Source organism: Nocardia flavorosea NBRC 108225, assembly GCF_001613385.1.
In the GTDB taxonomy this organism is placed as follows: domain Bacteria; phylum Actinomycetota; class Actinomycetes; order Mycobacteriales; family Mycobacteriaceae; genus Nocardia; species Nocardia flavorosea.
On the sequence record NZ_BDCG01000006.1, the window covers coordinates 95,512 to 107,623 of the forward strand.

Below are 12,112 nucleotides of genomic sequence, written 5' to 3' on the forward strand. Positions count from 1 at the left end.
CCTCCGGGCATCGCGGGCAGGCTGTGTCCGCTTCGGCCTACCCACAATGCCCTCCGTGGTTACATTCCACTGCCGCCTCCGGGCATCGCGGGCAGGCCGAGCAGTACCGGGACCTTGCGTTCACCGCTGTCGTCGAACGAGATCGTCGGATCCGCTTCGGCCGGGGCGTTGACGAAGGAGACGAACCGGGAAAGCTTCTGTTCGTCCTCGAGCACCGCGGCCCATTCGTCGCGATAACCGGCCACATGCGATTCCATCGCCGCTTCCAGATCGGCCGCGATACCGAGACTGTCCGCGCAGACCACTGCACGCACATAGTCGATACCCAGATCCTCCTGCCACGGCGCGGTGCGCTGCAACCTGTCCGCGGTGCGGATGTAGAACATCAGGTAGCGGTCGATATAGGAGATCAGAGTCTCGTCGTCCAGATCGCCGGCCAGCAGCACTGCATGCTTCGGGGTGAGACCGCCGTTACCGCCGACGTAGAGGTTCCAGCCGTTCTCCGTAGCGATCACACCGACGTCTTTACCGCGGGCCTCGGCGCATTCCCGGGCACAGCCGGAAACGGCCAGCTTCAGCTTGTGCGGTGACCGCAAACCGCGGTAACGCTTCTCCAGCAGGACGGCCATCCCGACCGAATCCTGCTGGCCGTACCGGCACCAGGTGGACCCGACGCAACTCTTGACGGTGCGCAGCGATTTACCGTAGGCATGGCCGGATTCCATTCCGGCGTCCACGAGCCGTTTCCAGATGAGCGGCAACTGTTCGACGCGGGCGCCGAAGAGATCGATCCGCTGACCACCGGTGATCTTGGTGTAGAGACCGAACTCCTTGGCGACCGCACCGATCACGATCAACTGCTCGGGTGTCACCTCCCCGCCCGGCATCCGCGGCACCACCGAATAGGTGCCGTTCTTCTGCATATTGGCCAGGAAATGGTCGTTGGTGTCCTGGAGCGCGGCCTGTTCACCCTCCAGGATGTGCTCGTTGGAGGTGGAGGCCAGGATCGAGGCGACCGTCGGTTTGCAGATATCGCAGCCGATACCCCTGCCGTGCCGGGCGATCAGATCGGAGAAGGTACGGATACCGGTGGCCTGCACGATCCGGAACAGTTCGGCACGCGACTGTTCGAAGTGCTCGCACAGCGCCTTCGACATTTCGACGCCGGATTGTTCCAGCACCTTCTTGATCATCGGCACACAGCCGCCGCAGGAGGTGCCGGCCTTGGTGCAAGATTTGACAGCAGGGATATCGCAGGCACCGTCGGCGATGGCACCGCAGATCGCGCCCTTGCTCACATCGTTGCAGGAGCAGATCTGGGCTTCGTCGGGCAGCGCATCGGCGCCGAGTTCCGCGCCGGCCGGAGAGATCAGTGCGGCCGGTTCGGCCGGTAGCGGCCGCCCGACCAGCGGACGCAGGGCTGCATACTGGGTGGCGTCGCCCACCAGGATGCCGCCGAGCAGGGTCTGCGCATCGTCGGAGATCACCAGTTTCGCGTAGGTGCCGCGCGCCGCGTCGTGCAGCACCACCGACAGCGCGCCTTCGGTCTTACCGTGGGCGTCGCCGAAGCTGGCCACATCCACACCCAGCAATTTCAGCTTGGTGGACATATCGGCGCCGGGGAACTCACCGGCCCCGCCGAGCAACCGGTCGGCCACGATCTCGGCGGTCGTGTACCCCGGCGCGACCAGGCCGTAGCAGACACCTTCGACCGCCGCGCATTCACCGATGGCGTAGATGTTCGGATCAGAGGTGGCCAGGCCCAGGTCCGTGATGATCCCGCCGCGCGGGCCCACCTCGAGGCCGGCGTCGCGGGCGATCTGGTCCCGGGGCCGGATACCTGCGGAGAACACCACCAGGGCGGCATCGATCGAGCTGTCGTCGGAGAGACCGATCCGCAACCGCCCGGCGGGGGCAGCCGTCTCGTCCCGTTCGATGCACTGAGTGCCGACCCCGGTATGCACCTGTAATCCCAGGTCGGAAACCAGTTTCTCCAGGATCGCGCCACCGCCCTCGTCGACCTGCGCGGGCATCAACCGGTCGTTGTACTCGATCACATGCGGGGTCAGGCCGAGCATCCGCAACGCGTTGGCGGCCTCCAGGCCGAGCAGACCGCCGCCGACGACCACACCGTGCGCCCCCGGGCCCGCCGCCTCGGCCGTCGCCTTGATGCCGTCGAGATCGGCGAGGGTGCGGTAGACGAAGCATTCCGGATGTTCGTGCCCCGGCACGGGGGGCACGAACGGATACGAACCGGTGGCCAGCACGAGCGCGTCGTAGTCGAGTACCGCACCGGCGCCGGTGGTCACCTTCTGCGCCGCCCTGTCGATGGCCTCGGCGCGCTCTCCGAGGCGCAGGTCCACCAGTTCGTCGCCGGCGTACTCGTTACCCGGCAGCGCCAGCGCGGCCGGATCCCAGCTGCCGACGTAGGAGGACAACCCCACCCGATCGTAGGCGGGCAGCTGTTCCTCGCCGAGTACGACGACCTGCCACTGCCCGGCGGAGTCCCGGGAGCGGAGCGCCTCGACGAAGCGGTGCCCGACCATGCCGTGACCGGCGACGACGACTGTCTTGCGCTGTGCATTCATGGTGTCCTCCGTGGGAATCCGGGATCAGGCCGACGACCGGGCGGACCGGGTTTCGGTGGGCTGGGACGGGGCGCCGGATTCGGCCCGGCGGACCAGGGCCTCGGCCCCGGCGACGACCTCCCGGCCGGACGCCGGAGCGGCGGGGCGGCGCAGGAACACCGCCCAGGTGACCACGGCGCAGGCGATATAGAACGCCATGAACACCCAGAAGGCGGTGGTCGCCGACTGTGTCGAGGCGTAGGAGGAACGCAGTACCAGGTTGATCCCCACACCGCCGAGCGCGCCGATGGCGCCGACGAAACCGATCAGCGCACCGGAGGTGTTCTGCGCCCAGGCGGCGCGTTCGGCGGGACTCCCGTCGAGACTGCGCGATTTGGCCTCGAACACCGACGGGATGATCTTGGTGACCGAGCCGTTGCCCAGGCCGGACAGTATGAACAGCGCCACGAAACCGCCGACCAGCACCGCGAGCACCGGGCCGGAGAAACCGTTCGCCGAACCGTCCGCGATCGTCGAGGCCACGGCCACCACCACGGCGGCGACCATCATCGCCACGAAGGTGACCACGGTGACCTTGCTACCGCCGAGCCGGTCGGCCAGCTTGCCACCGTAGGGCCGCGCCAGCGAGCCGAGCAGCGGCCCGATGAAGGCGATCTGCGCGGCATGCAGGGTGGCCTGCGCCGCGGTTTCCCCACCGGCGACGAAACTGATCTGCAGGACCTGCCCGAAGGCGAAGCTGTAACCGATGAACGAGCCGAAGGTCCCGATATAGAGGAACGAAACCGCCCAGGACTGCGGCACTTTCAGCGCGGTGAGCATAAAGGACAGATCGGCTTTCTGATTGGGCAGATTGTCCATGAACAACGCCGCGCCGAGCCCGGCCAGCACGATCAGCACCAGGTAAGCCGCGCAGATCACCGAGGCGTATTCGTTGCCGAGGGTCGCGATGATCAGCAGCCCGAGCAACTGGATCACCGGAACACCGATATTGCCGCCGCCCGCATTCATGCCCAGGGCCCAGCCCTTGAGGCGCTGCGGGTAGAAGGCGTTGATATTGGTCATCGACGAGGCGAAGTTGCCGCCGCCCAGCCCGGCGAACGCCGCCACGATCAGGAACGTCGTATAGGACGTTCCCGGCTGGTTCACGAAGTACAGCGTGAGCAGGGTCGGGATCAGCAGTGCCACGGCGCTGAACACCGTCCAGTTGCGGCCGCCGAATCGGGCCGTCGCGACCGTATACGGGATTCGCAGGATCGCGCCGATCAGGGTCGGCACCGCGACCAGGAAGAACTTACCGGCGGCGTCGATACCGTAGGTTTCAGCCGGCATGAACAGCACCATGACCGACCAGATGGACCAGATGGAGAATCCGATGTGCTCGGCGACGACCGACCAGATCAGGTTGCGCGTCGCGATCTTCCTACCGCCGGCCTCCCAGGCCGCGGTGTCCTCCGCGTCCCAGCGCTCCAGCTTCGGCCGCTGGAACAACGCCTGCACGGCGCCGCGGCGGCTTTCTGTCTGCGTGTTCAAGGGGCCTCCCAACGTGGTTCGACCCCACGTTAGGAAACGTGTATTGCCGTAATGCTGCCCAAAATGTCCACCGAATCAACGGTTTCTCACCTGGTCAGCGCGGTGGGCGTGAGAAACCGGCGCTTGTTAACACGCTGTCACAGAAGGATTTCCGGGCGTCACGAACGGCCCACTTCGCGCCGGGAAAGCGGTGAGGACTGAGCACAGGATGACCTGCGTCACGCTCCGGGTGCAATCCCGGGAAGCTCACTCGGTCGCGCGCTCACCCACCACCGCGCACCGGCTTCAGGGCGAGATGATCAACCGCCCGCGGGCCCATCCTCCAGCAGCCGCGGTTTACAGGCCTGCCAGGCACCGATCAGGAGCACCACCACCGAGACCCCGAGCAGCACGAACGGCGCTTCCCAGCCGCCGGTCACGGTGTGCAACATCCCGAACACCAAAGGTCCGATACAGGCCAGCGCATAACCGACGCCCTGGGTGAACCCGGACAGCGCCGCCGACCCCGCCGGGGTGCGCGTCCGCAAGTTGATCAGGGTGAGCGCCATCGGGAAGGTACTGGGGCCGAGGCCGAGGATGACCACCCACAGCACCGGCGCACTCATCGGCGCGATGAGCAGGCCGGCGAACGCCACCAGGAAACAGACCGCGCAGCCGACCGCGACCGGGAAGGGATTGGTCATGCGGGCCGCCACCGTCGGCGCGGTCAATGCCGCGATCAGGCCCATGAGTGCGAACAAGGCGACCATCGAGCCGCCGAACGCCGCATCCGCACCGGCATCGGACAGGATGGTGGGCAACCAGGTGAATACGGAGTAGGTGGTCAGCGACGTCATACCGAACATGGCCGACATACCCCAGGCCAATGGCGAGCGCCATACCTTCGGGGCCCGGCCTGTCGCGCCGGGTAGTCCCGTCGTATCCGCCGCGGCACGGCCGCGCCGATTCCACAGGACACCGATCCACGGCAAGGCCGCGGCGAACCCGAGCAGCGCCCACACCCCCAGCGAGACCCGCCAGCCGTGGGTTTCGGCGAGTGGCACCGCCACCAGGGCGGGAATAACGGTACCGATCTGCACCATGGTGATGTAGAGCGCGCTCACCGTGGCCAGGCGATCGGGGAAGTAGCGTTTCACCAGCGGCGGGACCACGATATTGCCGATCCCCATACCGCCGAGCGCCAGCGCGGAGAACAGCAGCAGTCCCACCGTTTCGGAGACCAGTACGCGGGCGAGCATGCCGATCCCGGCGGCGGCCATGGCCGCCAGCACGGTCCATTCGAGCCCGATTCGCCGTACCAGCAGCGGGGTCAGCAGCCCGGTCACCGAGAACATCAGGGTCGGGATCATCCCGAAGACGCCGACGACGGCCGTCGAATAGCCGATATGTTCGCCGATTTCTTCGGCGAGAGGAGTGAAGGCGGTGACCGCGACCCGAAGGGTGAGGGCCGACATGACGATGGCCGCCAGTACCAGCAGGCGGCCTTCGATGAGTGAGCGTCGCCGGTCCGCGGTGGGCGGGTCGGCCGGACGGGAGGTCTCGGGCAACGCTGCAGTCACCGAGAAATCATAGGATGACCATATGACCAGGACAAGGCGGTTGTGACGGGCGGTACGCTGTCAGCGTGCAAAGCGTTCGCCGCACCAGTCTCATCGCCCAGGTTACCGAGCAACTCAAAGAGGATATCCGCTCGGGACGCTGGCCGGTCGGGACGCGGATACCCACCGAACCCGAACTCGCCGAGCTGACCGGAACCGGCCGCAATACGCTACGCGAGGCCGTCCAGGCGCTGGTCCACGCCGGCATGCTGGAACGGCGGCAGGGTTCGGGTACCTATGTCATCGCGACCTCCGAAGTCGGCAGCACCCTCGAAAAGTATTTCGCCGAGGCCGCCGAACGCGATGTCCTGGAACTTCGCCACGGCCTGGAAGCCACCGCCGCCGCCCTGGCCGCCCACCGCCGCGACGAAGCCGATATCGCCAAAATGCAGCGCCTGCTCGAGGAACGCAACCGACTCTGGCCGACCGATCGTTCCGCCGCCATCGCCGCCGATGTACAACTGCACCGGGCGATCGTGGCCGCCAGCCACAATGCGGTGTATCTGGAGTTCTACGATTCCCTGCTCGGCCGGATCGAATCCTCCACCCGCTCCCGTACCGACCGGATCGACGGCTGGTACAACGACGAACACAGCGAACTGGTGCAGGCCATCACCGACGGCGACGGAGAACGCGCGGCCAAGACCACCCGCTGCTTCCTGGATACCTTGCTGGCCGATTATCCCGAGCGCTGAGGACGTTCCGGCGCGACCGCCTCGGTCACAGCAGGAACCGGACCATATCGGCGGTACGCACCAGCCCGGGTAACGCCTCCGGTGTCGACCGCGGATGCAGGACATGCACCGCCAGCCGGAACATCACCGCGCGTAACAACATCTGCGGCCATTCGGGCAGATCGGCCCATCGTTCGAGCAACCCCTCGTCGGCGCCGCCCCACGACAGCGCATCCACCACGATCACGCCCGCCGCCCACGCGGCCGGCCGCCAGTACGGGGTGATATCGGTGAGCGCGGGAGTCTGCGCGCCGGCGAACAGTACGGTGCCGAACAGGTCGCCGTGCACGAGCTGGGCCGGAGTGCGAACGGGTTTGCGCAGCGTCGACAACTGGCCGATCAGGTCCAGGCTGTGCCGGCCGTCCGGCGAATTCTCGATCACCGCACCCGCGGCACGCAGGGTACGCAACGGCACCGTCTCCCAAGCCGCCCGATCCGCGGCCACGAAAACATCCACATCCAGCCACGGCGTCACCGGCGGCTGGGACAGAAATCGGGGTCGGTCCAGGGTGGCGGTCGCCTTGTGCAGCCGTAACGATACCGAGACCACCTCGTCGTGCCGCGGCTCCGGAGACCCGGGCATATAGGTATCGCAGCGCCACCCCGATACGACGTATCGCCCGTCGGTGGCCCGCACCGGGCGGGCCAGCCGCAACCCGTCTACCCGCAGGCTTTCCCGGGTCTTGGCCGACCACGCGGCCCGGGCGTGATCGGCGACCGGGCTGAGCACCACATCACCGAGGCGCCAGCCACCCTCCCAATCGCCGAGAGCGACCGGGTCCAATTCACGCAGACCGAATGTGGCCCGCACATGTTCGGGGGGTTCGACTGTGGTGGTCACGCGCCGTACCGTACTCCCGGCGCCCAGCACGTCGAGTGCGCCACACCGAGCCGTAGCCGTGCCGCGACACGCCGGTCACAACCCCGGAACCCGTGGTCGCGACCGCGCGGTCGCGAAGATCATCACCGACCGGCTCACCGCACCGCCTCCCCCGCGCACCGGAGTCCCTCGCACACCATCACACCGTAAACGCGGATAGCGTGACTGCGCCGCAATCTCCGTCCAGGGATTGCAAACCCGTAGCGCGCCACGGATACTCACCACCGGCCCGCTCCGGTCCGGACGCGGACGATCCGGGCGTGCCTGCGGTGCGGCGCGCAGCCGGAGCGGCGGATACCGACTCTTCACCGGGCCCGGGGCTGGAGGCGAGCCGGACGACACGCAATCCGGCGGTCGAGGGGTACTCGTCAGGCTCCGTGCACCGCCCGGCGGCAACCCCGTCTTCCGGGCGGCGATCCCGGAATCCGCCGCCCGGCACATCGGCTTACGGCTATCAGTACACCGGCAGCGAGGGATCCACCTGATGCGCCCAGGCGATCACGCCGCCCTGGAGGTGGGTCGCGTCGGCGAAACCGGCGCGTTTGAGCGCGGCGAGCGCCTCGGCCGACCGGATCCCGGTCTTGCAGTGCAGCACGATCTTTCGGTTCTGCGGCAATTCCGACAGCGCCTCACCGGAAAGAATGCGGTCCTTCGGGATCAGCGTCGCACCCTCGATATGCACGATGTCCCACTCCACGGGTTCGCGGACATCGATCAGCTCCACTTCACCGGCGGCGAGCATATCCTTGAGCTCACGCGCGGTTACGGTCGAACCGGCCGCCGCGGCCTGGCCCTCTTCCGACACCACACCGCAGAACGCGTCGTAGTCGATCAGTTCGGTGATCGGCTCACGCGCGGGATCGCGGCGCAGTTTGATCGTCCGGTAGCTCATATCGAGGGCGTCGTACACCATGAGCCGGCCCAGCAGCGGTTCGCCGATACCGGTGATGAGTTTGATCGCCTCGGTCACCATGATCGAACCGATGGATGCGCACAGCACCCCGAGTACACCGCCCTCGGCGCAGGACGGCACCATCCCGGGCGGCGGGGCCTCCGGGTAGAGGTCGCGATAATTGATCCCGCGGCCGTCGGGTGCGTCCTCCCAGAACACCGAAACCTGGCCCTCGAACCGGTAGATCGAACCCCAGACATAGGGCTTGCCGGCCAGTACGGCGGCGTCGTTGACGAGATACCGGGTGGCGAAGTTATCGGTGCCGTCGAGGATCAAGTCGTATTCGGAGAACAGTTCCACCGCGTTCTCCGGCTCCAGCCGGAGCTTGTGCAGCCGCACGTCGATATTGGAGTTGATCTCCAGAATCGAATCGCGGGCGCTGTCGGCCTTGGGCCGGCCGATATCGGATTCCCCGTGGATCACCTGCCGTTGCAGGTTCGAGGCATCCACCTCGTCGAACTCGACGATGCCCATGGTGCCCACCCCGGCGGCGGCCAGATACAGCAGCGCCGGTGAACCCAGGCCGCCCGCGCCGATCACGAGCACCTTCGCGTTCTTCAGCCGCTTCTGCCCGTCCATCCCCAGATCGGGAATGATCAGGTGGCGGCTGTACCGGGCGACCTCGTCCCTGGTCAGTTCCGCCGCAGGCTCCACAAGTGGGGGCAGGGACTTCGGTGATGACACGTCTGCGAACTCCTCGTATCGAATAGCCGGGTTCCGGTTACAACGCGGGCCCACCGAGCATTCTTCCCGATCAGCCGCGTGGATAAGGCCACGGGTTGAAACGGCAGGTCTTCCCGTCCATCGGCACAACCCCGGACGGGTCGAGCGCGGCGATCTCGTCGTTCGCCGTACCGAAGGTCTGCTGCATCATCACCGGCGCCAGCCCGCCTTCGCTTTCACACGGCTGATGCGCGTGGTACCCGATGGCATGCCCCACCTCGTGGTTGACCAGGTACTGCCGGTAGGAACCGATATCCCCGTCGAACGCCGGTGCGCCCCGGACCCAGCGGGCCTCCGACAGCACCACCCGCCCCTGGTCGGAGTTGTAGCAGGACGAGTCGATCGGGATCTCGAAGCCGCAAGCCTCGCGGGTGGTGTTGCGGGCGGTGAGCGAAATACGGAAATCCGGGTCGCCGCGGTCGATCCGCCGGAAGGCGAACTTGCGATCGTGCACCCAGCTCTTCGGGTTGCCCAGAGTCGATTCGACCATCCGGGCCACCGAATCGTCGCCGCCGAACGCCCGGGTATCGATACCGTTCTCGATTTCTACGGTGTAGCTGAAGGTGTACTGCTCCCCCGCCCCGGCCCGTTCGGATGTCCCCGGCACAACTCGCCAGGTGCCCTTACCGTCCTCGGTGAACGGTCCACCGGCCGGCAGGGCTCCGACGGGCAGATCCTCGGGAAAATGCCCGTCGCCCGGTGGGGCACCGATGATCCCCGCACTGGCCGGCGGTGTTCCGAGTACACCCGGCGCCGGATCGGCCGGTTCGGCAATGATCCCCGGCCCGGACCGGATGGCGTCGACCGCTACGAAAGCGGTGAGGGCCACCAACGCCGGGAGTGCGTACGCACGCCAGCCGTAGCGTGCGGCGAAACGGCGCAACCAGGCCCGTTTCCCACCGGCCGGCCCGGAATCGGCAGGCGGCGGGGTCGCGGTGGGATCCCAGCGTGCGACCAGCGGCTGCCGGGATTCGTCCACCCGCTCGACCGCGGACCCGGCCCCGGTCGTCGTCGCGTCGTTGGCGGCGAGGTCTGGATCGTGGGGGCGGTGCGCGCTGCGCCCGCCGCCGGAAGAGCTGTCCGGTCGGTCGGTCACAGCGTCCACACTCTCACAGGCGGTCCGGACCGGCGGCAACTGCGGTGGCCGGGGTACCGGGTTCGCCCACCCGGGTCGGCAACAGCACTGTGAGCGAGTATGGTGCTCAAAAGACCCGGTACACACCCCTTTGCCGGGGAATCGACTGGGAGATCCGAATATGACCGACCTCGTGGACCGGATGACGTCGCGCTCCTCTTCCGGCACCGCCCCCAAACGTGGCACCCGGCTTCCACGTGACGAACGACGCCAGCAGCTCCTGGCCGCAGCCAGCGAGGTCTTCGTACTCCGCGGCTACCATGCCGCCGGAATGGACGAGATCTCCCAGTGCGCGGGAGTCAGCAAGCCGGTGCTCTACCAGCACTTCACCAGCAAACTCGAGCTGTACCTGGCGGTCCTGCAGAACTACGTCGACATGCTGGTATCGAGCGTGCGCCAGGCGCTGCGCTCCACCACCGACAACAAACAGCGGGTCCGGGCGGCCGTCGCCGCCTATTTCGATTTCGTCGACAACGAGATGCAGGGTTTCCGCCTCGTCTTCGAATCCGACCTCACCAACGAGCCGCAGGTGCAGCGCCGGGTGGAGCAGGCCACCGAAGCGTGTGTCGACGCGGTGTACGACCTGGTGGCCCACGATTCGGGCCTGGATCCCTACCGAGCGCGCATCCTCGCCGTGGGTCTGGTGGGAGCCAGCCAGTTCACCGCCCGGTACTGGCTGGAAGCCGATCGGCCGATCCCGAAGGACGAGGCCGTCGACACCACGGTCGCGCTGGCCTGGGGCGGTCTCAAACACGTCCCGCTGCACCCGCTGGTCTGAAACATGCCGAAGCCCCCGCCCGGATCGGGCGGGGGCTTCGGCAATGTTACGGGGCGCCGACCTCAGACGGCGGCGAAACCCACCCGGCCGCCGGTGGCCGCGCCGATCTCCACGTAGGCGATCTTGCCGGCCTGGATCAGGTACTTCCGGCCCTTCTCGTCGGCCAGCGTGAGGACCCCGCCCGAGGCGCCCAGCGCTTCGGATACCAGCGCCTCGACCTCGTCCGGGGTCTGTGCGCTGGGGATGACGAGCTCGCGCGGGCTATCCGAAATACCGATCTTGACCTCCACGGCCAACCTCCGAACCTTAGAGTTCTGTGCTGTCCCCGCAAGGTTAGTTGAGCCCTGTCGCACCGTGGCAGATACCCGGGTGCGCCCTCAGCGAACAGGCTCGATCGGCGTCCCGGTCCGCAGATTCCGGCTCCTACCGGGATCTGCGCATCCGGAGCAGCGAGCACGCCGCTTCTCAGCGGCCGTACCGGGCCGGACTAAAGACCGAGGACTGCCATACGTTCGGAGTGGGCGGTCTGCATGCGATCGAAGAGGGTGGCGATGCCGTTGAGATCGCCCGTGGCCGCGAGGACGAGTTCGGTCAACTCGTCGCGCTGGGCCATCACGTACTGGGCCTGGGTGATCGCCTCACCGAGCAGGCGACGGCCCCACAGGGTGAGCCGGTCGCGTTCCGAACGGCTGGCCGCCACTGCCCGGCGGACCTCGTCGATCACGAATTCCGAATGCCCGGTATCGGCCAGCACATCGCGCACCACAGCGGCCACATCGGGGCTCAGCGCACCGGCGATCTCCCGGTAGAAGTCCGCGGCGATACCGTCGCCGACGTGAAACTTCACCATCGATTCCAGCCAGGTCGACGGGTCGGTGGAGCGGTGGTAGTCGTCCAGGGCCCGGGTGAACGGCGCCATGGCCGCGTACACCTCGGCACCGCGTGCGGTGAGCGCGGCCTCGAGACGTTCGAAATGCGCGAGTTCGGCCGCCGCCATGCGCGCCACCGCGACCTTGCCGGGCAGGCTCGGCGATAGCGCCGCCTCCTCGGTGAGCCGGTAGAAGGCGGAGATCTCACCGTAGGCCAGGACCGCGAACAGGTCGGTGACGCCGGGATGCTCGGCGGGGACGGGTGAGGCGATCGGCTCGCTCGGCGTAACACCCAGCGCGGCGGGTGACTGTGCTCCCATGGAAC

At 67.3% G+C, this 12,112-nt stretch carries 10 protein-coding genes; 2 read left to right on the forward strand and 8 right to left on the reverse strand.

From position 1 onward, the window contains the following. Positions 1-59: 59 nt before the first annotated feature. The 3 genes from nirB to NFL01S_RS07690 all read right to left on the reverse strand — a co-directional run bounded on the left by nirB (position 60) and on the right by NFL01S_RS07690 (position 5,677). Positions 60-2,588, reverse strand: coding sequence for a nitrite reductase large subunit NirB (nirB, locus tag NFL01S_RS07680; RefSeq protein ID WP_062972921.1), 2,529 nt, complete (start codon positions 2,586-2,588; stop codon positions 60-62). 24 nt (positions 2,589-2,612) lie between these two features. Further along, positions 2,613-4,085, reverse strand: coding sequence for a nitrate/nitrite transporter (locus NFL01S_RS07685; RefSeq protein ID WP_174555662.1), 1,473 nt, complete (start codon positions 4,083-4,085; stop codon positions 2,613-2,615). Positions 4,086-4,417: 332 nt separating this feature from the next. After that, positions 4,418-5,677, reverse strand: a complete 1,260-nt coding sequence (locus NFL01S_RS07690; RefSeq protein WP_245670564.1) for a CynX/NimT family MFS transporter — start codon at positions 5,675-5,677, stop codon at positions 4,418-4,420. A gap of 65 nt (positions 5,678-5,742) precedes the next feature. Here NFL01S_RS07690 and NFL01S_RS07695 point away from each other — a divergent pair, with 65 nt between their 5' ends. Next, the gene (locus NFL01S_RS07695) at positions 5,743-6,411 is read left to right on the forward strand and encodes a FadR/GntR family transcriptional regulator (RefSeq protein WP_062972925.1); all 669 of its coding nucleotides are present in this window, start codon (positions 5,743-5,745) and stop codon (positions 6,409-6,411) included. A gap of 25 nt (positions 6,412-6,436) precedes the next feature. On the opposite strand, the gene NFL01S_RS07700 is transcribed toward NFL01S_RS07695, so the two are convergent. The 3 genes from NFL01S_RS07700 to NFL01S_RS07710 form a co-directional block, all read right to left on the reverse strand. Further along, positions 6,437-7,291 carry a TIGR02569 family protein gene (locus tag NFL01S_RS07700; RefSeq protein WP_062973017.1) on the reverse strand — a complete coding sequence of 285 codons (855 nt, stop codon included), beginning with the start codon at positions 7,289-7,291 and terminating at the stop codon, positions 6,437-6,439. Positions 7,292-7,784: 493 nt separating this feature from the next. Continuing rightward, entirely contained in the window at positions 7,785-8,966 is a 1,182-nt protein-coding gene (gene moeZ / locus NFL01S_RS07705; protein ID WP_062972927.1) for an adenylyltransferase/sulfurtransferase MoeZ, read from the reverse strand. 70 nt (positions 8,967-9,036) lie between these two features. Then, positions 9,037-10,101 (reverse strand): DUF3152 domain-containing protein, encoded by a 1,065-nt coding sequence (locus tag NFL01S_RS07710; protein WP_174555660.1) that lies wholly within the window; start codon positions 10,099-10,101, stop codon positions 9,037-9,039. 160 nt (positions 10,102-10,261) lie between these two features. Here NFL01S_RS07710 and fasR point away from each other — a divergent pair, with 160 nt between their 5' ends. Next, the gene (gene fasR, locus NFL01S_RS07715; protein ID WP_062972929.1) at positions 10,262-10,918 is read left to right on the forward strand and encodes an HTH-type transcriptional activator FasR; all 657 of its coding nucleotides are present in this window, start codon (positions 10,262-10,264) and stop codon (positions 10,916-10,918) included. Positions 10,919-10,980: 62 nt separating this feature from the next. Here fasR and NFL01S_RS07720 read toward each other — a convergent pair whose 3' ends face one another. Next, positions 10,981-11,208, reverse strand: a complete 228-nt coding sequence (locus NFL01S_RS07720) for a DUF3107 domain-containing protein (protein ID WP_062972931.1) — start codon at positions 11,206-11,208, stop codon at positions 10,981-10,983. 197 nt (positions 11,209-11,405) lie between these two features. Continuing rightward, positions 11,406-12,107 carry a ferritin-like fold-containing protein gene (locus tag NFL01S_RS07725; protein ID WP_062973021.1) on the reverse strand — a complete coding sequence of 234 codons (702 nt, stop codon included), beginning with the start codon at positions 12,105-12,107 and terminating at the stop codon, positions 11,406-11,408. Positions 12,108-12,112: the final 5 nt, after the last annotated feature.